Source organism: Staphylococcus aureus (genome assembly GCF_001027105.1).
GTDB classification, from domain to species: Bacteria; Bacillota; Bacilli; order Staphylococcales; family Staphylococcaceae; genus Staphylococcus; species Staphylococcus aureus.
Genome location: NZ_CP011526.1, coordinates 2439964 through 2462317 on the forward strand (window position 1 = coordinate 2439964; position 22354 = coordinate 2462317).

Annotated in this window: 19 protein-coding genes; 6 read left to right on the forward strand and 13 right to left on the reverse strand. The window is 33.7% G+C overall.

All coding sequences use genetic code 11. The annotated features are described in order from the left end of the window. Nucleotides 1-93 precede the first annotated feature (93 nt). On the forward strand, nucleotides 94-1305 hold the full coding sequence (locus tag AA076_RS12465) for a putative multidrug effflux MFS transporter TcaB (protein WP_001192075.1): 1212 nt from the start codon (nucleotides 94-96) through the stop codon (nucleotides 1303-1305). 122 nt (nucleotides 1306-1427) lie between these two features. Here the strand turns inward: AA076_RS12465 and AA076_RS12470 are convergent, their stop codons facing one another. After that, entirely contained in the window at nucleotides 1428-1901 is a 474-nt protein-coding gene (locus AA076_RS12470) for a GyrI-like domain-containing protein (RefSeq protein ID WP_000456489.1), read from the reverse strand. A 112-nt stretch (nucleotides 1902-2013) separates the two neighbouring features. Between AA076_RS12470 and AA076_RS12475 the strand changes: the two genes are divergently transcribed. Beyond that, nucleotides 2014-2670 (forward strand): C39 family peptidase, encoded by a 657-nt coding sequence (locus AA076_RS12475; protein ID WP_001080281.1) that lies wholly within the window; start codon nucleotides 2014-2016, stop codon nucleotides 2668-2670. 62 nt (nucleotides 2671-2732) lie between these two features. Here AA076_RS12475 and AA076_RS12480 read toward each other — a convergent pair whose 3' ends face one another. After that, the gene (locus tag AA076_RS12480) at nucleotides 2733-3539 is read right to left on the reverse strand and encodes a metallophosphoesterase (RefSeq protein WP_000690197.1); all 807 of its coding nucleotides are present in this window, start codon (nucleotides 3537-3539) and stop codon (nucleotides 2733-2735) included. 286 nt (nucleotides 3540-3825) lie between these two features. On the opposite strand from AA076_RS12480, the gene AA076_RS12485 reads away from it, so the two are divergent. Together AA076_RS12485 and AA076_RS12490 are read left to right on the forward strand one after the other, a co-directional pair. Further along, the gene (locus tag AA076_RS12485) at nucleotides 3826-5235 is read left to right on the forward strand and encodes an amino acid permease (protein WP_000101538.1); all 1410 of its coding nucleotides are present in this window, start codon (nucleotides 3826-3828) and stop codon (nucleotides 5233-5235) included. Nucleotides 5236-5372: 137 nt separating this feature from the next. Then, nucleotides 5373-7451, forward strand: a complete 2079-nt coding sequence (locus tag AA076_RS12490) for a cation:proton antiporter (RefSeq protein WP_001185692.1) — start codon at nucleotides 5373-5375, stop codon at nucleotides 7449-7451. 139 nt (nucleotides 7452-7590) lie between these two features. On the opposite strand, the gene AA076_RS12500 is transcribed toward AA076_RS12490, so the two are convergent. Next, nucleotides 7591-9420: an APC family permease gene (locus AA076_RS12500; protein WP_000483049.1), complete on the reverse strand. Its 1830-nt coding sequence runs from the start codon at nucleotides 9418-9420 to the stop codon at nucleotides 7591-7593. Nucleotides 9421-9651: 231 nt separating this feature from the next. On the opposite strand from AA076_RS12500, the gene AA076_RS12510 reads away from it, so the two are divergent. Beyond that, complete coding sequence (locus AA076_RS12510) at nucleotides 9652-11148, forward strand: serine hydrolase domain-containing protein (protein WP_000208575.1); 1497 nt, start codon at nucleotides 9652-9654, stop codon at nucleotides 11146-11148. A gap of 91 nt (nucleotides 11149-11239) precedes the next feature. Here the strand turns inward: AA076_RS12510 and AA076_RS12515 are convergent, their stop codons facing one another. The 10 genes from AA076_RS12515 to AA076_RS12565 form a co-directional block, all read right to left on the reverse strand. Further along, a complete protein-coding gene (locus AA076_RS12515; protein WP_000034507.1) occupies nucleotides 11240-12091 on the reverse strand; it encodes an NAD-dependent epimerase/dehydratase family protein in 852 nt (283 codons plus the stop codon). 321 nt (nucleotides 12092-12412) lie between these two features. Beyond that, entirely contained in the window at nucleotides 12413-13348 is a 936-nt protein-coding gene (locus tag AA076_RS12525; protein WP_000684056.1) for a 2-dehydropantoate 2-reductase, read from the reverse strand. A 225-nt stretch (nucleotides 13349-13573) separates the two neighbouring features. Beyond that, nucleotides 13574-14974, reverse strand: a complete 1401-nt coding sequence (locus AA076_RS12530) for an MFS transporter (protein WP_000381270.1) — start codon at nucleotides 14972-14974, stop codon at nucleotides 13574-13576. A gap of 293 nt (nucleotides 14975-15267) precedes the next feature. Continuing rightward, entirely contained in the window at nucleotides 15268-15963 is a 696-nt protein-coding gene (locus AA076_RS12535; protein WP_000398941.1) for an ABC transporter permease, read from the reverse strand. Continuing rightward, nucleotides 15963-16904: an osmoprotectant ABC transporter substrate-binding protein gene (locus AA076_RS12540; RefSeq protein WP_000721553.1), complete on the reverse strand. Its 942-nt coding sequence runs from the start codon at nucleotides 16902-16904 to the stop codon at nucleotides 15963-15965. Before AA076_RS12540 ends, AA076_RS12535 begins: the two co-directional genes overlap by 1 nt. 16 nt (nucleotides 16905-16920) lie before the next feature. Then, nucleotides 16921-17556 carry an ABC transporter permease gene (locus AA076_RS12545; protein WP_000569120.1) on the reverse strand — a complete coding sequence of 212 codons (636 nt, stop codon included), beginning with the start codon at nucleotides 17554-17556 and terminating at the stop codon, nucleotides 16921-16923. Further along, nucleotides 17553-18779 carry a betaine/proline/choline family ABC transporter ATP-binding protein gene (locus AA076_RS12550; RefSeq protein WP_000948981.1) on the reverse strand — a complete coding sequence of 409 codons (1227 nt, stop codon included), beginning with the start codon at nucleotides 18777-18779 and terminating at the stop codon, nucleotides 17553-17555. The genes AA076_RS12545 and AA076_RS12550 overlap by 4 nt, the downstream gene beginning before the upstream one ends. 326 nt (nucleotides 18780-19105) lie before the next feature. Then, nucleotides 19106-19225 carry a hypothetical protein gene (locus AA076_RS15645; RefSeq protein WP_001789925.1) on the reverse strand — a complete coding sequence of 40 codons (120 nt, stop codon included), beginning with the start codon at nucleotides 19223-19225 and terminating at the stop codon, nucleotides 19106-19108. A gap of 79 nt (nucleotides 19226-19304) precedes the next feature. Then, nucleotides 19305-19445, reverse strand: coding sequence for a hypothetical protein (locus AA076_RS15650; RefSeq protein WP_001791736.1), 141 nt, complete (start codon nucleotides 19443-19445; stop codon nucleotides 19305-19307). A 3-nt stretch (nucleotides 19446-19448) separates the two neighbouring features. Then, the gene (locus AA076_RS12565; RefSeq protein ID WP_001291519.1) at nucleotides 19449-20048 is read right to left on the reverse strand and encodes a YdeI/OmpD-associated family protein; all 600 of its coding nucleotides are present in this window, start codon (nucleotides 20046-20048) and stop codon (nucleotides 19449-19451) included. A 179-nt stretch (nucleotides 20049-20227) separates the two neighbouring features. On the opposite strand from AA076_RS12565, the gene AA076_RS12570 reads away from it, so the two are divergent. Beyond that, nucleotides 20228-21865: an APC family permease gene (locus tag AA076_RS12570; protein WP_001030711.1), complete on the forward strand. Its 1638-nt coding sequence runs from the start codon at nucleotides 20228-20230 to the stop codon at nucleotides 21863-21865. The last annotated feature ends 489 nt before the right edge of the window (nucleotides 21866-22354 follow it).

The following is a 22354-nucleotide window of genomic DNA, read 5'->3' on the forward strand; positions in this document are numbered from 1 at the left end:
GGATTTTTTATATAAACTTGTATTCTAACTACATACAAATACACACAAAACGTATATAATTTATATAATTATATCATTTAAAGGAGTCTGATCATGCAATCAACGAAAACCAAAACGAAGCATTTTTCATTTTTATTGCTAATTACGTTAGGCGTCATGACCGCTTTTGGCCCACTAACTATAGATATGTACGTACCATCATTACCTAAAGTGCAAGGTGATTTTGGTTCTACTACATCAGAAATTCAATTAACATTATCATTCACAATGATTGGTCTTGCACTAGGCCAATTTATCTTTGGACCTTTATCCGATGCTTTTGGTCGCAAACGGATTGCTGTATCCATTTTGATCATTTTCATTTTGGTATCAGGTTTGTCTATGTTTGTTGATCAATTGCCATTATTCTTAACTTTACGATTTATTCAAGGTTTAACTGGTGGTGGCGTCATCGTGATTGCAAAAGCCTCTGCTGGTGATAAATTTAGTGGCAACGCACTCGCTAAATTTTTAGCATCTTTAATGGTAGTTAATGGCATCATCACTATTCTTGCACCATTAGCCGGTGGATTAGCTTTATCCGTAGCAACATGGCGTTCTATTTTCACAATTTTAACTATTGTGGCACTCATCATTTTAATTGGCGTCGCTTCTCAATTACCTAAAACATCTAAAGATGAATTAAAGCAGGTGAATTTTAGTAGCGTCATTAAAGATTTTGGAAGTCTTTTGAAAAAACCAGCATTTATTATTCCAATGCTATTACAAGGTTTAACTTATGTAATGCTATTTAGTTATTCATCTGCATCGCCATTTATTACTCAAAAATTGTATAATATGACACCCCAACAATTTAGTATCATGTTTGCTGTTAACGGTGTAGGTTTAATCATTGTCAGTCAAGTCGTTGCTTTATTAGTAGAAAAATTACATCGCCACATATTATTAATCATTTTAACTATTATACAAGTGGTAGGTGTTGCTTTAATTATCCTGACACTTACATTCCATTTACCACTTTGGGTCTTACTCATCGCATTCTTCTTAAATGTGTGTCCTGTGACGTCAATTGGACCGCTTGGTTTCACAATGGCTATGGAAGAACGAACAGGTGGCAGTGGTAACGCATCAAGTTTACTTGGCTTATTCCAATTTATCTTAGGTGGCGCTGTTGCACCATTAGTTGGCTTAAAAGGCGAATTTAATACATCACCATATATGATTATTATCTTCATTACAGCCATTCTATTAGTCAGTCTACAAATCATTTACTTTAAAATGATTAAAAAGCAACATGTCGCATAACACTTCAACATAATTAGAACCCTAGCAAAGATATCTATCTTTGTCAGGGTTCTTCTTTATGAATTATGAGATCGAATCTTCAACTAAAATTACGCCTTCATAGCAAGGACATTTCTATTCAATCACCCTTTAACAGGCATCCAAATTTCTGTAATATATTTTTCACTTGTAGTATCACCATCCTGATACAACTCAAAAAATGGTGCTGATTTTACCGTATCTGCTTGATATTGATGTATGTAGTGATGAACCTCTTCCATTTTTTGTTGAACTGCTTTAGGTACTGCGCCCTGTGCTTCAAATACCATATACTTTGAACTTGCTAATGTTATGACATCATATTTTTCAATATCAGCACTATTATCTCCGGTAACTGCAATCATATATGACATCTTACCGTCTAATTCAGGTATACATAAGCCAAGTATCCCGGCTAAATCACCATTATTTTTTAACTGTAAATCCGCAATTACTCCCTCTTGATAACATCTTTGCCAAAACCCTGCTATATGTTGCTGAGCCTGTCGTCCATTTTCATACGTTTCTTTAATACCTACTAACGTTAACGACGCAAGTTGTTGTAATTGATATTCCATTTTATCACTCCATTAATTTTATTCACTCATGTAAAACATATGTTTAGGACATTTTGCATTGACGCTATATAATTATATTAAATATTTATTGAATCAATGCGAGGACTATATTATGAACCGAAAAATATTACCAGTTAAACCTATCAGTCAGCTATTTCCTATCCCTATGGTCATGGGGTGTGAAGGTGTTTCCGCAGCCATGATGTTGCAATACAACAACCAACATATCCCTGCTACAGAAATTATGAGACATTGGCCGACACATCCGAACAATCCACATAAAGGTTATGTTGGACATCACTTATTCATTAAGCTTGGCAATTATCATCAAACGATATTTCCAGAAGCATATGTACCATTTTTACAAAAATACAATCCTAATATCGTAGACGGCACTGGTAAATCGTTAGAAGATCTTAAAGGTATTATCGATCAAGGTCAACCTGTGTTAATATACCATACTAATCTTGGTTCTAAACCATTACTACGTGTTTTCCGCTTTGATAACAAGCCAGCGAAACAAGTTTCAAATATTCACGTAACGTTACTCATTGGGTACGATGATTACTATTACTATTATATCGATCCACTTTGGAGTCATATTCGTCGTGGCCTAGTTTTACCTGCCATCATTCCAAATCGCAAACAAATTATTAAAATTCGTAAAGAGAAAATGGAATACAGCTTTAATTCACCAGGAAGAAAGTGCATTTATGTGCAACCACATTCATATACAATTGAAAATCAGCAACAAAATAAACACACGTAAGTAAACACATTACTCGCGTGTGTAAAACATAAAATGCGCAAACTGGGTCAGGTTTGCGCATTTTAAATTTCTATTATTTGTATCGTCTCATTTATTTCCTGGTAAATATCTTCTGAACGCCATTGTCTTGGATAGCCTAGACACGGACAGAGATAACATCTGCCATCATCTATCACACTTTTACGAAAATGAACATGGCCCATAATACTATATGGTATATCGAACATCGCATACAAAGGATTGAAATCACTTGTCCCAATAAATGCATTATAAAAATCGAATATACGATGCGGCATAGGAACAATGAAATCAGGGTGCGTCACAACATGTGTGACTAAAATCACTCGTCTATTTCCTACTTCTAATATATCTTTCTTCACTTGTTCAGCCGCTATTTTAGATAAATTTTGATCTGATATGCCCCAAGATATTCGTTCTTTATCTTGCCAAGTCGCACCATAATGTTTTCCTTTTTGTAACTCATCTAATGAAAATCGTTGTGCTGCAAAGCTATAATCATACCAGCCAGTATGTCCTATGATTGCCCATTCTTCATTTACTATAAATGGTTTTCCTACCAAGCACTGTGACATACTCTTATAATTATTCCAAATGTCTTGCGTAGTCATACTTTCAACTTCCCATAAATCATGGTTTCCAGGTACAAATTTCACAGGTATATCTAATTGTTTTGTCAATTGCGTTATAAATTGGTGCGTCAATTGATAATGATTTGAGATATCCCCCGCAATCAACAATATATCCAATTTCTTATACTTAACTATTTCAACCAATGCCTCTAAGTAATCTTCGGATGTTTTTTTATTATGACGATCAATATGTAAATCGGCGATTGTCCCTATCTTCATACCCTTACCTTCTTTACTCAAATTAAAATGTTATTTATTATGCCATAGCTTATCTAATATATATAGTTAACTGCTTCATTTAGATGATTATTTTATATTTTTGCATAAAAACTTATATCTTTTCAAAAAAATCGATAAGTTTTAGTTATCATACCCTTACCTATCAAATGTTTTTTCTTATATTTAAAAAAATAATTGCTTTATTAAATGGATTTCTTTAGTATTTATAATTAAGAAAACGCTTACACACAACTTTTTTATTTGCTTTATCCTGAGGAGGAAAATTATGGCAAGAAAATTGCATAGAGAGTTGAATAACAGACACATCCAATTAATAGCAATTGGGGGCGCAATTGGAACTGGGTTATTCCTAGGATCAGGTCAAACAATATCTTTAACTGGTCCATCACTGTTATTCACATACATGATTATTGGGGTTGTACTATTCGCTTTTATGCGCGCATTAGGCGAATTGTTGTTGAGCAATACAAGATTTAATTCATTTGTTGATATTGCAAATGAATATTTAGGCCCTTTTGGTGGCTTTGTCATTGGCTGGACTTACTGGTTATGTTGGATTGTATCAAGTATGTCAGACCTAACTGCGATGGGACAATACTTTGCATTTTGGTATCCACAAGTCCCAAATTGGATTACCGTGCTATTTATTGTTTTAATCTTGATTAGCTTCAACTTATTAGGTGCCAGATTATTTGGTGAACTGGAGTTTTGGTTCTCGATTATTAAAGTTGTCACAATTATTGCGATGGTTATCGTTGGTCTTGTATTAATCTTTTTCTCATTTAAAACACATTATGGACATGCATCATTCACAAACTTAATCAGTCACGGTGGCATGTTCCCTGGTGGAACATTTGGTTTCTTAATGTCATTCCAAATTGCTGTATATTCATTCATTGGTATTGAACTTATAGGTGTAACTGCTGGTGAAACGAAAGATCCTGAAAAAACCTTACCGAAAGCAATTAATAATGTACCTATCCGTATTTTATTATTCTATATCGGTGGTCTATTAGTAATTATGTCAGTCATACCTTGGAATGATATCGATCCAAATAGTAGCCCTTTCGTTAAACTCTTTACATTAATCGGCGTACCATTTGCAGCAGGTGTCGTTAACTTTGTCGTGCTAACTGCCGCGGCCTCTGCTACAAATAGTGGTATCTATTCGAATAGTCGTATCTTATTCGGACTGTCACAACAAGGGTTAGGTCCTAAAGTTTTAAATAAAACGAATAGTCATGGCGTGCCTTATTTATCAATGTTAGTTTCATCAATTGCATTACTTATAGCAGCCTTGTTAAACTACATTTTCCCTAATGCAATTCAACTATTCATATACGTTACAACGTTATCAACTGTGTTGTTTTTAGTTGTTTGGGCAATGATTATTGTCGCTTATCTAATGTATTTGAAAAAGCATCCTGAGGCACATAAAAACAGTAAATTTAAGTTGATTGGTGGTAAGCCTATTGCTTACATTATTCTAGCGTTCTTCTTCTTTGTATTCATTTTATTATTCTTTAGTGACGAAACAAGAGCAGCTATTTATATTTCGCCATTCTGGTTTATATTTTTATTTTTCTTTTATAAAAAATACAAAACGAATGCTGAAAAGCTCGCGTATGAACAACGACAAAATGACAGCGGTCATTTCAGATATGACAATCAATAATTTAAACATCTCGCTCTAGTATCAGTTCAACCGATACTAGAGTTTTTTTGAAAATAACTTCATTTTATCAATATATCTATGTCATTATGCCTTAAAAGTGATAAAATATTAACTATTAAAATTTTGAGGAGTATTGTATGGCACTATTAGAAGCATTTTTAATTTTTATTTTTGCTGTGATTATTAGTTCGGTTATCAATAATCGATTCCCACAAATTCCTACTGCCTTTATTCAAATTGCATTAGGTGTCGTTATTTTCATTATTCCAATACAAGTTGATTTCCAATTCAATTCTGAAGTATTTATGTTTGCCGTTATCGCGCCACTACTTTTTGTGGAAGGTACCCACGTCTCTCGAACAAAATTATTAGAATATCGTAAACCTATACTATTAATGTCAATGGCACTAGTGTTTGCAACTGTAGTCGGTGTTGGCTATTTTATACATTGGATTTGGCCTGCCTTACCAATGCCAGCCGCTTTTGCAATAGCAGCAATTTTATGTCCTACTGATGCAGTAGCAGTATCTGCTATTACACGCGGAAAATTATTACCTAAAGGTTCTATGACGATTTTAGAAGGTGAATCTTTACTCAATGATGCAGCAGGTATCATTTCATTTAAAATTGCTGTTACTGCATTAGTAACTGGTACCTTTTCATTATTCCAAGCTGTTGAACAATTTATCATTTCAACAATACTAGGTGTACTTATTGGTGCAATTATTGGATTCGTTGTCGTTAGAATACGTATAGACTTAACCGCTAATAAAGGTTTAAAAGATAACAATACCTTAACTTTTATTCAATTATTAACTCCTTTTGTCGTATACTTTTTAGCAGAAGAAGTTCATGCTTCAGGTATCATTGCAGTTGTAATCGCAGGTCTAATCCATGGTTTAGAACGCGACCGTTTAATTAGAGCACAAACGGAACTACAAATGAATTACCATCAAATTTGGAACACATTTAGTTATGCCTTAAATGGTTTTGTATTTGTTGTATTAGGTTTTATGATTCCTACTGTAGTCATAGATATTTTCCAAACAGAGCCTGACAACTTTTCATTTTTAATAGTGATCACTATATTAATCGCTATTGCAATTTATGCATGTCGATTTGTTTGGGTTTATTTCTGGTACAAAGATTTTTATTTCCCGAAAAATATACAATCTTATCTAGACGAGGAACATGATTCACATGAAACACCACCTTCTCGAGTGCGTTACGCATTTATTATGACCATGTGTGGTATTCACGGTACAATTTCACTTTCAATGGCACTTACATTACCATTTATCATTACAAAAGGACAAGCATTCGAATACCGTAATGATTTATTGTTTATTGCATCTTTCATGGTATTAATTAGTTTAATCTTAGCGCAAATTGTTTTACCTTTAATTACACCATCTGCCGAAGATACTACTTTTAAAGGTATGACTTATCAATCTGCCAAAATTTTCATTGTTCAAAAAGTGATCCAGCATTTTAAAAACGAAAGTAAAAAAGACAAAAACGATACAAATTATCGCCCAGTATTAAACCAATACTATGGAGAATTGTTATTTTTATTAAATTCAGAACCTGATAATCAAAATACAAAAGAACTCAAACGTTTAGAAGATATTGCAAAAGTAATCGAAACATCTACACTTGAGCGTTTAATTGATAAAGGTAAGGCAACATATCAGGATATTAATAATTACCGCAATATTGTCGAATTAACAGAGACACACCGTACTGCATCATTTGTTGAAAAATTTGCAAACTTCTTCAAGATGTTATGGCTTAGACTTAAAGCGATGAAGCACTACAAAGCCTTAAATAAAGAATCTAAGAAGCAAGAATTTGAAAATTCATTCAAAGATGTTCAAAAAATTATGCGTATTGTGAATCACAATATTATTTTACGCTTAAAAGAAGAACAAAATAGTACAAATGTACTTGAGGTTAGCTTAGTCATTAATCATTACTATGATATGAGTCGCTCATTAAAGTGGCGTGCACAACGTCGAAAAGAACGTCAAGAAAACAGCAATCAAATCATACCGCAAGCTATGTTCCATAACCACAAATTGGAAGCATTGTACTTACAACGTCATCTTTTAGATGAATTAATTCGCAAAAATAAAATCAACAATATCGTTGCAGCTCAAATTCGAGAAAATATCAATTACAACGAAATTGTCTTGTCTTTACAGTCCAAACATTAAGCAAGACATAACAATACCCCCGTACATATGAGACAAAGTCATTATCATCTCATATGTACGGGGTTTTTATATTCAACATCAAAAAATCAGATTGATGAAAAGTAAATAACCTTTCATCAATCCGATTTGATTATAGAATCTATTTTTTAAGTTTAAATGGAATTGTACATACGTTAACATTCTTTTGATAAATTAAATACAATTTCATACGCAAACTAGTTTGATTGTGTAATAAATTATGCCAACGTTTCTTAGTAATAAATTCTGGTATCACTACTGTAATCATATAGTTTTGATCGTTGGCTTTACGATTAATCTTATCGATAAAACGTGAAATTGGTCGTATAATACTGCGATATTCCGAATGTAAAATAACTAATCTTACATCTGGGAAATGACGTTTCCATTTCTCTTGGAATGCTTTTTCATCTTCATCTCCAAATGATACATGTACTGCTATGACATCATTATTCGCAAGCATTTGTGCGTAATAAATAGACTTATCAACTGCTGTTGTAATACTTGTTATCGGCACAATTGCTAAATTACGATCTACCACGTCCACATTAAGAACATCAATGTCAGAACGTAATTGTTCTGCGATATCTCGATAATGTTTGTTAATTTTCAAGAAGAAAATCACCACGAACGGCAAGAAAATAAGTATCGGCCATACTTGGCTAAATTTAGTTATGAGTAAAATCATAAAAACAATAAATGTCACGATACCACCAAGTAAGTTCACAGACAACTTACTTAACCAATTCTTAGGACGTTCATGAATCCATTTAATAACCATACCGAATTGTGCTAGTGTAAATGGAATAAATACACCAACCGCATACAATGGAATTAAATCTTCAGTCATACCATCAAATACAATAATTAAAATAATGGCTAATACACCTAAAATAATAATCGAGTTAGAGTAGCCTAAGCGATCACCTCTAACAGTAAACATTCTAGGCATATATTTATCTTTAGACATTGAAGCCGCTAACATCGGAAAAGCTGTAAATCCAGTGTTGGCTGCTAATACCAAAATCATCACGGTCGTTGCCTGTACAAAATAGAAGGCAGCATTATCACCAAATATTTGCATAGCTAATTGTGATAAAACTGTCGTTTCCGTTTGTGGCAAAATTCCATAAACATATGCTAAACCAACGATACCAACTAATAAAAACGCTAAAATTGAACCCATAGCAATTAACGTTTTCACAGCATTTTTAGCACTTGGCTCTCTAAAATTGGTTACCGCATTTGAAATAGCTTCAACACCCGTTAACGATGAAGCCCCTGATGAAAATGCTTTTAATAGCAAGAATAATGTTACTCCAGGAACCGCAGTTCCTACTGATGCATGCATATGTGGTTGAATATCTCCTGTCGCCACACGGAAAGTACCTATAAATATTAATATCACTAACCCTATAATGAAAAGATATACTGGATAGGATAATACGGTGGCAGATTCAGTTAAACCACGTAAATTTAATATTAAAATAAAAAGTACAAGTAAACATGCAATCAGTACTTTATGCCCATATAAACTTGGGAATGCAGCAACAAATGCATCAGCACCAGATGATATACTAACAGCGACAGTCAGTATGTAATCGACTAATAATGAGCCTCCTGCAAGCAATCCCCATTTTTCTCCTAAATTGGTCTTGGACACCATATACGCGCCGCCACCTTTAGGATATGCATAAATAATTTGCCTATAAGACATAATTAAAGCAGCTAATAAGATCAGAACAGCACCTGCAATCGGTAAAGTATACCAAGTTGCAACTGCACCCACTACTGATAGTGTAATCAGTATTTGTTCGGGACCGTAAGCCACTGAAGATAATGCATCCGACGAAAGAATCGCTAACCCTTTAAACTTCGATATCTTTTCGTCTTTTAGTTCTCTGTTTTTTTTAGGTTGCCCTATAATAAGTCTTTTAAATTGATTGAACATAATCTCCTATTCCTTTTTATAGTTTTTGATGGATATCACTATACGCCTATCTTTCCAAAAAGTATAGAGAGTTAATTAATATTTTTTATGTAATTATACACCTATTAACATATAAGGTGTCAAAAATAATGGTAAATATACCTCTTTAATTAATTTATTCAATAGAACTGGTATAATAAAATAAATCTCATTAGGCACTTAAGTAAATTTAACATATAAAAAGGAACGTTTATGACTACTAAAAAACTGTATTTTCTATCCATTTCTATTATCATTTTAGTCGCCATTTCAATTGCTATATATATAACATTAAATAGCAATACGAAGACACGGTTAACCAATGATTCGCAACAACAAATAGATACAATTATCGAGCATGATTTACAAAAGGGACACATTCCTGGAGCATCAATTTTAATAGTAAAAAATGGCAAAGTTTTTTTAAATAAAGGTTATGGTTATCAAGATGTTGATAAAAAAGTCAAAGCTTCTCCCACAACAAAGTATGAAATTGCTTCTAATACGAAAGCTTTCACAGGTCTTGCAATTTTAAAATTAGCTCAAGAAGGTCGATTAAACTTAAATGATGCCGTATCCAAACATGTGCCTCATTTTAAAATGAACTATAATGGTCAAAATGAAACTATTACGATTAAGCAACTTTTGGCTCAAACAAGTGGTATACCTAGTGATATTACAAGCGAAGATTCTGTGACAAGCAAAAATAATCGTTTAAATGATGTAACCCATGCAATTATGGGTGATGAATTACATCATAAGCCCGGAGAAGAATTTGAATACTCAAATATGAACTATGATTTATTAGGTTTAATTATCCAAAACGTTACGAAGCAATCCTATACAAAATATATTACAAATTCATGGCTCAAGCCTTTGCATATGACACATACATCATTCAAACAAACCAATTACAAATCAAAACATGATGCTATTGGCTATGAATTACAAGGTTCGACACCTGTCGTCTCTAAACCTGAATTTAACCTTTGGGATACACCATCAGCATATATGATGACATCAACTGAAGATTTGGAACATTGGATAAAATTCCAACTTAATCCACCTGATAAATACAAATCATTAGTTCAACAATCACATAAAAATTTATCTTCAACAATTGGTGAACCTAATGCCAATGCATATGCTTCCGGCTGGTTTACCAATAATGATGAACATTTAGTGTTTCATTCAGGAACGCTAGATAACTTTTCATCATTTATTTTACTAAATCCAAAACAAAATTATGGAATTGTTGTACTTGCAAATCTAAATTCGGAATATGTACCCAAATTAGTTGAGCATCTTAATACACAAATTGTAAATCACAAGCGATATTCGACGGTTGCGTCTATGCTCAATCAATATAAAGATCAATTTAATATTGTTACCGTTTTGATGACAACACTTATTTTATTAGCATTTATATTCTCAGCTTATCGTGCTTGGCAAATGCGCCATGGTCAAATTCTTTTGCGTAGATCAAAACGGATTGCTGTATTGAGTTGGTTATCATTATGTATATGTATCGCTTTAGCGCTCATATTATATGCATTACCATATCTCATTCTCGGTAGCAATAATTGGTCTTTTGTACTGACTTGGCTACCAATAGAAATTAAATTAGCACTAATCACAACATTAATTGCATTATTCAGTACATTAATTGTAATTCTGTTATTCCTTCATACAAAGATAACGAAGACATAATAAAAAAGACTTGTTCGAGCCGTGCGTTTGATAATATATCATCCACGATTCGACCAAGTCTTTATTCTTTGTATATTAAACGGATAAATTATTATTTAATTGGATTCATGCCATCTTTCCAAGTTTGATAAATCAGAGTACCACCTTGCGCTTTAAACTTCTCATTGCTTACGCCACGTTCAAATGGTTGCGCAGGTTGAATATCAATATTTGGTTCAACACCAAGTTGTTCTTTATACCATTCTGCAAATTCAGAACCTTTAACAGGTGCATCATCTGCTACATTATAGATACCATTTTCAAAATGAATAGCTTGAATAGATGTTTCAACTGCATCATCAAGATGCACAAATGATGTTACGCCATCTGAAAGTGTCACTTGACCATCCATAAATTGATTATAAATCATGCCATCTTTTCCGTACCAAGTACCTGGGCCATATAACCAGCCAAAACGTAAAACAACGTATTCATCCATACGAGCCGTTTCTTCTTCTAAACCAACCACACCATCAACCGTTACTTTTCTATCGCCAGTTGAGTTAAAATCAAGTGAAGTTTCCTCATTTGCTAATCCTTCGCCAGGTTCATACATAAAGGCAATACTTTGGGCAATTACTTTCTTAACGTCATGCTTTTTCGCCGCATCAATTAGGTTTTTAGAACCTTCAATACGTACTTTCGTATTTGCTGCCATATCAACATTTTTTAAATCCGTAATTTGATTGATAATGATTTCTGGTTTAAAATCTGCTAACGCTTGATCAATAGTATCAGCTTTTAATATATCACCAATATATGCTTTTACATTAACAGCAGCTAGCTTTTGTTGACCATTCTCAGATGTAGTAAAACCAGCAACCTCATGCCCCTCTTCTTTTAGTCTTTGAACTAATTTAATGCCAATAAGGCCCGTTGCACCAGTTACAAAAATTTTACTCATTATAAACACCTTTTCTCTATTTGTCTTTTTAATATAATTACTTGCTTGATGAGTTTACAAAATTCACGTGAGACTTCCAAATGATTTGCCTCAAAATTTTTCAAAGTGTCGTCGTAAAAACTGTCTAGTAAATACTAATAGTATGTCGTAGACCTATGACAAATCTGAATTATGACGAAGATCAATCAAGAAAAACAGCACCAAGATCATTTCAATTTGAAAGTACCTTACTGCTGTTCTTTATTTATTACATTTCAATCTTAATAATGACCGTAATATCACGTGATTGTCATTTCCTTGTAATCATACCTAAAACACCAATTAATCCTGTGCGTGTCGCTGACTTTCTTTAGTATGAATTAAATCAGTAATAAAGCGATTGACTGGCGCTTCAATATGACGTTGTTTACCTAATGTTGCAACTGCGCCATTAATATAATCAATTTCAGTTTTTCTATTATTAACAATTAAATCTTGATACATGGATGGATAATGCGCACCAACTTTTTCATTTAAATCAACTAAATATTCAAATACTTCATCAACATTTAAATGAACATTATCAATCGTCGCTACATGCACTATTTCTTGCGTTAATTTATAAATCAAACACTTCGCATAACTACTTTCATTCAGCGATGCCATATTACACTCCAACACTGTGCTTAATGCATTTGCCGTACCATTAACACAAATCTTTTTCCAAATCGATTGGTATAAATCTTTACTAATGACACCATTCAATTCCGCTTCGTTAAGTAAATCAGCAACTTTTATAACATTTTCTTTACCTTCATCCACTAGTTCACCTATTTCAACTGGTCCACTACCAAGTAAATGACTGTGTCCAGGGCTTTCAAGACCTGCCGTCCAAGTCGTAACACCTCTGACAATTTGTGATTGAGCAACATACTGCGCAATGACTTCTTCATGCTTCAGACCATTCATCGTACATACGACGATCGTTTCATTATCAATATGTGGCTTCATATCTTCCATCACTTCTTTTAATTGCATAGACTTTGGAAATAGAAAGACAACATCGTAAATGCTTTCGTCCGGTTGATCATTAAAATGATACATCGGAATGTTTAACTCGAATGCCTCTCCATTAATCGTTATATTTAATCCATGTTGCTTAACCGCTTCAACATGAGATGTATATCCGTCAATAAGTGTGACATCATATCCTGCTTGAAATAGTTTGGCACCAAAGCCACTACCTAATGCACCCGATCCAGCAATTGCAATTTTCATCCTATAAACCCCTCTTCATCGTTGTTGTTCATTTTAAAAATACTACTTTCGCATATTAGCGTCAATTTGAAAATCATTCGCTTAATATGCACACAGCTTTTATCGTCTATAAAAGAACACACCTAACATTAAACGTCAATACGCAACATTAAGTGTGTATGATAAACTTACTTTCACAAAATTTCCTTTAAAATCCCTACATAATAACTTGCTTTCATTTCAGTTTTACAAATTCGTTTGATTTTTAGGAACTAATAGTAAAATGACTAAAAATGCAACAATTGCTAGCAAGGCATTAAACATCATACCTGTGAAACCACCTAAGTTCAAATTTAAATTAGCTGCTAACACAGTATAAACCGTACCAGATACTGCTACTCCAAATGCATTTCCTAATGATGACGCCATTTTATACACACCTGAAGCAACACCCGACTTATCATCTGGCGCACTAGCAACTGCTGTATCAGTTGATGGTGTAGCATATAATCCTAAACCAGTACCAAACAATAAATATCCAACTATACTAGATATGATATACCACACTTCTGGTAAAAATGTTAACGACAATAAGATTAACCCAATCACTGTAAAGCCACTTCCTAGTAATAGTGGGCGCTTCGGACCATGTTGAGATAAAATCTTTTCACCTACACGAATCATTGACAACACTGTTATTAAATACGTTAATGAAATATAACCCGTTTGCGAAGAATTAAATCCTAATTGTTGTTGATAATACGTGTTAATAACGATAAGTGCACCACCTGCTACACCATTTAATAAGAAGTTTGAAATAGTTGCACCACTGTATCCTCTATTTTTAAAAATTGAAAAATCAACAAGTGGATGCTTTATTTTATTTTCGTAATATACAAAACCAACTAATGAACAGATAAACACAACAATTAAACCTAGAATTAACGGTGAAACTAAACCAAAATGAGACGTCTGTGTGATGATTACATTTAAACTTAACATCGTCACTACTAAAATGACTAAACCAATAACGTCAAACTTTTTAGCTTCTGCTTTCATACCTTTGATTGGTTCTGCTTTAGTCTCAGGTGCATGTTTGATTAAGTACATTGCTAATAATGTTAATAGAATTGAAACAACAAATATTGAACGCCAACCTATATATGTAGCCATTAAGCCACCAAACAACGTACAAATACCACTACCACCCCAAGAACCAATAGACCAATAGCTTAAGGCACGTTGTCTTCTTGTACCAATATAATATTCGTTAATAATAGCAAGTGTTGATGGCATAATACATGCTGCAGACAAACCTTGAATTATTCTACCTATAATTAAAAATGCTGGCAAAGGTGTAATGATGATGAGTAATGAACCTACAACATTTAATATCAATCCTACATAAGTAATTTTGACGCGACCAAATTTATCAGCAACATCACCAGCACCTACGATAAACAAACCAGCAAATAAGGCAGATAAGCTAACAGCGATATTTATCGTTCCAACGTCACTACTATATGTTGATTGTAATGGGACAACAAGATTAACAAGTGACTGCGCGAATAGCCAAAAGGTAATAACCCCTAAAACGATACCCAAAAGCAATCGGTTGTCACCTCTAAATTGTTTTGATGTGTCCATGAATTAGATAAGCCTCCTATGTTTAAGAAAAACAAATTTTTAATATGATATATTAAGAAACAATATCATAAATTTGCAGAAAATTATAAATAAAACATCTCATTTTTTAGTATTTTTACAATAATTAACGCTTTTTATCCAAAAACTTTCATGATAATAATTGCTATTTTAGTGTAAACGCATACAAACACAACCTATAAAAAGGCTACTCAAAGATTATTTGAGCTCCTTGAGTAGCCTCATTTTTTATAAATCATGAAACGAAATCGCTAAATTATAAACATCTTCTACTATTACATATTAATACTTTGCGGCCGATGATTAGATTGATTTTTACGATGTCGTGTTGTTGGGTCTAATCGTTTTTCTAAAAATCTTAATAGTACATCAATGACGATTGCAATGATAGCAATCGGAATCGCACCTGCTAAAATAAACGTTGTGCCATCCGTCGCATTTGTACCACGAATCACAATGTCACCAAGCGTAGGTGCTCCTATAAATGATCCAACGGCAACAACACCTATCGCAACAACCAAGGCAATACGAATGCCACCGATAATAACCGAAACAGATAACGGTAATTCAATCATTCGTAGCACTTGATTGCGTGTCATTCCCATACCTTTGCCAGCATCCTTAATATTCGCATCAACACTAGCTATACCAGTATAAGTGTTTTTTATAATTGGAAGTAACGCATATAAAAACACTGTTAAAACTACTGTTTCTGAACCTAAGCCCATGACTAACATTAAAATAGCTAACATTGCAATGACTGGAACTGTTTGAATTATATTTGCAATTGTAATTACAAATCCAGAAAGTTTTGTGTATCTTGCAAGCAAGATTCCCAATGGAATACCAATTAAAGCTGCAAACAGCACACCATAGACAGACATTAATAAGTGTTTGAAAAATAAATCCCATAGATAACCAAAGTTCGTAACATAATAATTGAATAATTGCTGTAATAAATTACCTTCCATTACTTATGACCACCTTTCTGTTTATCAAAATAGTGGTGTTTTTTCAAAAATTCTTCTGCGACGACAGCAGGTTCTTTACCTTTACCATCCGCTTCATAATTCAAGCGTTGCATCTCTGAAGTCGAAATCTTTCCTGTCAACTTATTAATCGTCGTTTTAAGTTCTGGGTGTTGCCGTAATAATTCATTTGTTGCAACAGCACTCGCAGCATAAGGTGGGAAAAATTGTTTATCATCTTTAAGTACTTTCAAATCATACGCCGCAATTCGACCATCTGTAGAATAACCTAATGCAACGTCTAACTTCTCTGAGTTTAATGCGTCGTAGACTAGACCTATTTGCATTGGTCTCACTGTACCAAAGTCAAAACCATACTCTTTTTTAAATCCTTCATAGCCATCGCCTTTACGATTCATCCATGAACTATCCATACCTAAACGTAAATCTTTACTATGCTTTGCTAAATCTGAAACTGTCTCTAAATGATATTTTTTAGCGGTTTCCTTCGTTACCATGAATGCATACGTATTCGCAAAACCATACGAATCAAAAAACGTTTGATCAAATTTCTTTTTAAATCCTTGTTGTGTTGCTATCATTGCTTTCTTAGGATTTTTAATTGGTGCTTCCTTCAAAGCTCCCGTTAAATCTGTGCCATTATATCTAACACCTGATATATTAGCATCCCCATTAATTAAGGCATTATGTTGAATCGTACTTGACCCTAAATTATTTACTAATGTTGGCTTTATCTTACCGTGTGTATCATGCTCTATTAACAACCGTAACATATGTGAAATAATTTGCGATTCGCTTGTTGATAATGCTGTAATTTTGACATCATTTTTCGTGCTCTTACTACCTAGTCCGGGCAAACTACATCCAGATAATACGGTAAGCGATAAGACAAACACGACAAGTATATATTTAATTTTCTTCATTATCTTAGCCTCCTAATTATCCAGATACTTTTAAGCCTTTGGGAACTACCCATTTTTCAACTAAAGCTAATAAGGCATCAACACCTAATGCTAGTGCAGTAACGAGTACCGTTGCAGTTACAATCATCAGTGGATCATATAAATTTAAACCATTGAAAATGAAATCACCTAATCCACCCGCACCTACATAACTTGCAAGTGTAGCCCAACTAATTACATACACAGATGACAAACGAATGCCACCAATGATAAGCGGCAATGCTAACGGCAATTCAACATCCTTCATCAATTGAAATTGTGTCATTCCCATACTTTTTCCAGCTTCTTTAATGTTGCTATCAATATTTTGAACACCGAGTACCGTGTTATTTAAAATAGGTAATAATACATAAATAAATAGCGCTACAATTGCAGGCGTTTTACCAACACCAAAAATCGGTATCATAATAGCAAGTACAGCTAGTGTTGGAATAGTTTGTAAGACACCTGCCACAGTTAATACAATATTGGCAGTTCGCTTTGTTTTTGATAATAAAATGCCTATAGGTACTGCAACAATGATGGCAAGTAATAATGCCACTATAGAAATATAGAAATGTTCCAGTGTTTTCGACATCAACTGTCCACCATGTTCATGTAGGAACTCAATCATGATTTATCATCTCCTATGTCACGTACTTTGACATTAGTAGTGTGTTGCTCATGCACTTTTGAGGACGCAGTGTCTTCCCCCACATGTTCTGTTTGCACTGTATCCTCACTATCGCCCCAAATCGTGTCATATACAATATCAACAACATTGGCACGCGTAATCAGTCCTACTAAACGCTGTTGATCATCTACGACAGGTACATTCCTAACGTTTCTTTTTAAAATCGTACGTACAGAATCTTGTAATTTAGAATCAATTTGAACGGTATAAATATGTTGTTGCATGGTGTCTCGTAAACTTTTGTGTCCACGTATACCCTGATTTATATCTTCAATGTCTAAGAAACCTAGTAAATGGTTATTACTATCTACTACAAAAATAGTATCAACACGTTTTTGTCTCATAATATGAACGGCGTCATTCAGTGTTGCTTCTGCTTGTATCGTGATTGGTTTAATCATTACACCTTCTACAGTCTTGTCATTGGGACGGTCTTGAATCAGTCTATTTTGTCCTATAAAATCACGTACAAAATCATTTGCGGGATGTCTTAAAATATTGTCTGGCGTATCAAATTGCACCACCTTACCTTCTGACATAATACAAATTTTGTCTGCTAATTTAATCGCTTCATCCATATCATGTGTTACAAAGATAAACGTCTTGCCTAATTTTCGTTGTAACGTTTTAACTAAATCTTGTAACGTATCTCTCGTAATAGGATCCAATGCACCAAAAGGTTCATCCATTAAAATAATATCTTGTTCGGCCGCAAGTGCTCTTACAACACCGATACGTTGTTGTTGCCCACCTGATAGTTCTGCTGGATAACGCTCTAAAAATGACTCCGGTAAATCCACAAGTTTAATTAATTCCTTTGCACGTTTATCCTTTTCCTCTTTAGTCCATTTCAACAATTTGGGTACCAACACAATATTCTCTTTAATCGTCATATGAGGCATTAAGCCAATTTGTTGAATAACATAGCCAATATTTCTACGCAATTCGACAGGATTCATACTCCGAACATCTTTACCATCAATTTCAATTTGTCCTTCTGTCGCTTCAATCATACGGTTTATCATTCTTAAAGCAGTCGTTTTGCCACTTCCACTGGTTCCAATAAATGCGATAAATTCCCCAGATTGAATATCTAAAGAGATGTCATCTACTGCCTTTTTATTACCAGAATAAATTTTCGTTAAATGCTTAATACTTAACATAATCATTTCTCCTTCCTCATAAAAAATATGACGAATGATACGCATAAAATAAAAAGACCATTATCGCAATTGTTAAACAAATAGAGTCATAAGTTAAACAAGTACACATCATGGTCTTGATTATGTAGAATTTTATATTTTTCATCTGTAATGTGAATACTTAACAGTAAACGGCGCTATGTATGTTGAATTTCTACCGATTACTTTGTTTGCACATTCGTATATTCGACATTTAAAACTAACATACTCTATATGATGTTATTAAACATTATTATTTTATCTTTGGCAACTAAATAGATAACTCATATTTTTTAAAAGCGAATTTATTATCGCTCAATTGGTTGTTTTATAGCAAAAAAGTGTCGAAAATGTGAAATATTATTACAAAAGTCGAATTTTTGTAATAATGCACACGCATCCATTGTTACAGACGGACAACCGCCCATCCGCCACTCACAAAGTCATCCTTATATTTTAATATCTTCATCATTCATTGTAGACACCCTTGCCTTTTGCTAACATTTTCTACTCCCAAGCCTGTAACGGAATTCCAACGTCAAAGTGTTGCCCATGACAGACACACCTAAAAAAACAACCAACAGCATGAGCCATTGGTTGTTTCGTGTCATCTTGTATGTTGTTGTATAACCGGTATGCTTTACTCATTAATTACTTATCATGCATCCCTTTACCTTCTAGTATTTGGTTAATATACTTTTCAACACGCTTTTGTCTTGTTTCACTGCGTTTAGCTTGTCCAATATGATATATATATTGATGTTGTCTGCCTGGCGTTAATTTATAAAATGAAGACTCTAACTGTGGCATTTCTTCGAACTTAGCTTCTAACTCTTTAGGAATAACATATTCCTCTGTTTTCTTCATTTCAACTTTTTTACCAGCTTTTTCAGCTTTAATTGCTTCGGCTAGATAATATTTAATTTCTTCGGTACGTGCTTGAATCTCTGTTAAATTTTCAAATCGTAACTGACGAGCTGCTTGCACCTTTTCAGTCTGTTGAATGAGTGTATGATATTTATCCTCCAAAATGGCACCTTTATGAAATAATAGTGCAACATAATTTTTGAAGCCATGGATAAGTACTACATTTTTATTATTCAACGTGTAACAAGGATGCATCCATTTATACGCTTCCTCTAATTCTGTTTCATTAAAGATTAACGCTCTCAAATATTTATATTCTTCTTGCCATTGACTCTCTTTATTTAAAAATGCTTCAACTTGTTCATTTGATTGTTTCTCACTCATAGTCATCACTTCCATTTTGTTTTTCAATACACATTGTATTATATATCCTAATTTTATAAAAAACTAATTTTACAAATGCTTTTGCGTTCTTACAAAAAATGCATTTGACTATTATTATAATAAGCGTATAATTGTCGCATATTATTTTTTGTATTTTTGGCAATAACGAAGGAGTATTTATGAATAAAGACAAGCAATTGCACAACGACAAAATCAATCTATCCCAATTAGTCTTATTAGGGTTAGGCTCTTTAATAGGATCTGGTTGGCTATTTGGTGCGTGGGAAGCATCATCAATAGCTGGACCAGCAGCAATCATATCATGGGTTCTTGGATTCCTAGTCATTGGAACCATTGCCTATAACTACATTGAAATCGGCACAATGTTTCCTCAATCAGGTGGCATGAGTAACTATGCCCAGTATACACATGGCTCATTATTAGGCTTTATTGCTGCTTGGGCGAATTGGGTGTCTTTGGTGACAATAATACCTATCGAAGCTGTGTCAGCTGTTCAATATATGAGTTCTTGGCCGTGGCATTGGGCGAAACCAATGAGATATTTAATGGAAAATGGCTCTATTAGCACATACGGATTGCTAGCTGTATATCTCATCATTGTTATTTTTTCATTATTAAACTATTGGTCCGTAAAACTTTTAACATCATTTACGAGTTTAATTTCTGTATTTAAATTAGGCGTACCCATGTTAACCATCATCATGTTGATGCTATCAGGATTCGACACTTCAAATTACGGCCATTCGGCAAGCACATTTATGCCTTACGGAAGTGCACCGATTTTTGCTGCAACAACAGCATCAGGGATTATTTTTTCATTCAATTCATTCCAGACAATTATTAATATGGGTTCAGAAATTAAAAATCCTGAAAAAAATATCGCAAGAGGCATCGCTATCTCACTGTCAATCAGTGCAGTGTTGTACATCATTTTACAAAGTACGTTTATCACTTCTATGCCTCAATCAATGTTACAACATAGTGGATGGAATGGCATCAACTTCAATTCACCATTTGCTGATTTAGCTATCTTATTAGGAATTAATTGGCTCGCAATTTTACTATACATTGAAGCTTTTGTATCACCATTCGGTACTGGCGTGTCATTTGTCGCCGTTACAGGTCGAGTTTTACGAGCAATGGAGAAAAATGGACATATCCCTAAATTTCTTGGGAAGATGAATGAAAAATATCATATCCCACGTGTAGCAATCATCTTTAATGCCATCATTAGTATGATTATGGTTACATTATTTAGAGATTGGGGTACGCTAGCAGCAGTTATTTCTACTGCAACTTTAGTAGCCTATTTAACTGGCCCAACGACAGTGATTGCATTAAGAAAAATGGGACCAACAATGACTCGTCCATTTAGAGCAAAAATTTTAAAAGTAATGGCACCATTATCATTTGTATTAGCTTCATTAGCTATATATTGGGCAATGTGGCCAACAACGGCTGAAGTTATTTTAATCATTATACTTGGATTACCAATCTACTTCTTCTATGAATATCGTATGAATTGGCGTAATACAAAGAAACAAATTGGTGGTAGCTTATGGATTATTGTATATTTAATCGTGCTATCAATACTGTCATTTATAGGAAGCAAAGAATTTAAAGGCTTAAATATGATTCACTATCCATTTGACTTTATCGTTATTATTATTGTGGCACTTATCTTCTATTACATCGGTACAACGAGTTCATTTGAAAGCGTCTATTTCCGTCGCGCAACACGAATCAATACGAAGATGCGTGAGTCACTAAATAATGAATCAAAGTCATCTCATTAAATATTTTAAAATACAGTGCCATATATGATTTCAACACACACACATTAACCAACCATTGATTTCAACATCTTGGTTGGTTTTTTATTTTGAAAATCGGTTATAAATAACTAACATAACAAGATGATGATCAGGCTGGGACATAAATCAATGTTCTATGCTCTACGAAGTTATATTGGCAGTAGTTGACTGAACGAAAATGCGCTTGTAACAAGCTTTTTTCGATTCTAGTCAGGGGCCCCAACACAGAGAATTTCGAAAAGAAATTCTACAGGCAATGCAAGTTGGGGTGGGACGACGATAAAGAAATACTTTTTCTATAGAAATTAGTATTTCTTATGCATGAGTTTTACTCATGTATTCATATTTTTAAGTACACATTAGCTGTGGCTAATGTATAAGAACCACTACATAATAAATCATTTGTGGCTCTTTATCATTTCTGTCCCACTCCCGTAGAAGTACATCATATAATGCTGAAAATGGTTTGAG

Bases quoted from the DNA above. Each gene is read 5' to 3' on its own strand.
- AA076_RS12465 (WP_001192075.1), top strand. From the start codon at position 94: ATGCAATCAACGAAAACCAAAACGAAGCATTTTTCATTTTTATTGCTA.
- AA076_RS12470 (WP_000456489.1), bottom strand. From the start codon at position 1,901: ATGGAATATCAATTACAACAACTTGCGTCGTTAACGTTAGTAGGTATT.
- AA076_RS12475 (WP_001080281.1), top strand. From the start codon at position 2,014: ATGAACCGAAAAATATTACCAGTTAAACCTATCAGTCAGCTATTTCCT.
- AA076_RS12480 (WP_000690197.1), bottom strand. From the start codon at position 3,539: ATGAAGATAGGGACAATCGCCGATTTACATATTGATCGTCATAATAAA.
- AA076_RS12485 (WP_000101538.1), top strand. From the start codon at position 3,826: ATGGCAAGAAAATTGCATAGAGAGTTGAATAACAGACACATCCAATTA.
- AA076_RS12490 (WP_001185692.1), top strand. From the start codon at position 5,373: ATGGCACTATTAGAAGCATTTTTAATTTTTATTTTTGCTGTGATTATT.
- AA076_RS12500 (WP_000483049.1), bottom strand. From the start codon at position 9,420: ATGTTCAATCAATTTAAAAGACTTATTATAGGGCAACCTAAAAAAAAC.
- AA076_RS12510 (WP_000208575.1), top strand. From the start codon at position 9,652: ATGACTACTAAAAAACTGTATTTTCTATCCATTTCTATTATCATTTTA.
- AA076_RS12515 (WP_000034507.1), bottom strand. From the start codon at position 12,091: ATGAGTAAAATTTTTGTAACTGGTGCAACGGGCCTTATTGGCATTAAA.
- AA076_RS12525 (WP_000684056.1), bottom strand. From the start codon at position 13,348: ATGAAAATTGCAATTGCTGGATCGGGTGCATTAGGTAGTGGCTTTGGT.
- AA076_RS12530 (WP_000381270.1), bottom strand. From the start codon at position 14,974: ATGGACACATCAAAACAATTTAGAGGTGACAACCGATTGCTTTTGGGT.
- AA076_RS12535 (WP_000398941.1), bottom strand. From the start codon at position 15,963: ATGGAAGGTAATTTATTACAGCAATTATTCAATTATTATGTTACGAAC.
- AA076_RS12540 (WP_000721553.1), bottom strand. From the start codon at position 16,904: ATGAAGAAAATTAAATATATACTTGTCGTGTTTGTCTTATCGCTTACC.
- AA076_RS12545 (WP_000569120.1), bottom strand. From the start codon at position 17,556: ATGATTGAGTTCCTACATGAACATGGTGGACAGTTGATGTCGAAAACA.
- AA076_RS12550 (WP_000948981.1), bottom strand. From the start codon at position 18,779: ATGTTAAGTATTAAGCATTTAACGAAAATTTATTCTGGTAATAAAAAG.
- AA076_RS15645 (WP_001789925.1), bottom strand. From the start codon at position 19,225: ATGGGCGGTTGTCCGTCTGTAACAATGGATGCGTGTGCATTATTACAA.
- AA076_RS15650 (WP_001791736.1), bottom strand. From the start codon at position 19,445: ATGAGTAAAGCATACCGGTTATACAACAACATACAAGATGACACGAAA.
- AA076_RS12565 (WP_001291519.1), bottom strand. From the start codon at position 20,048: ATGAGTGAGAAACAATCAAATGAACAAGTTGAAGCATTTTTAAATAAA.
- AA076_RS12570 (WP_001030711.1), top strand. From the start codon at position 20,228: ATGAATAAAGACAAGCAATTGCACAACGACAAAATCAATCTATCCCAA.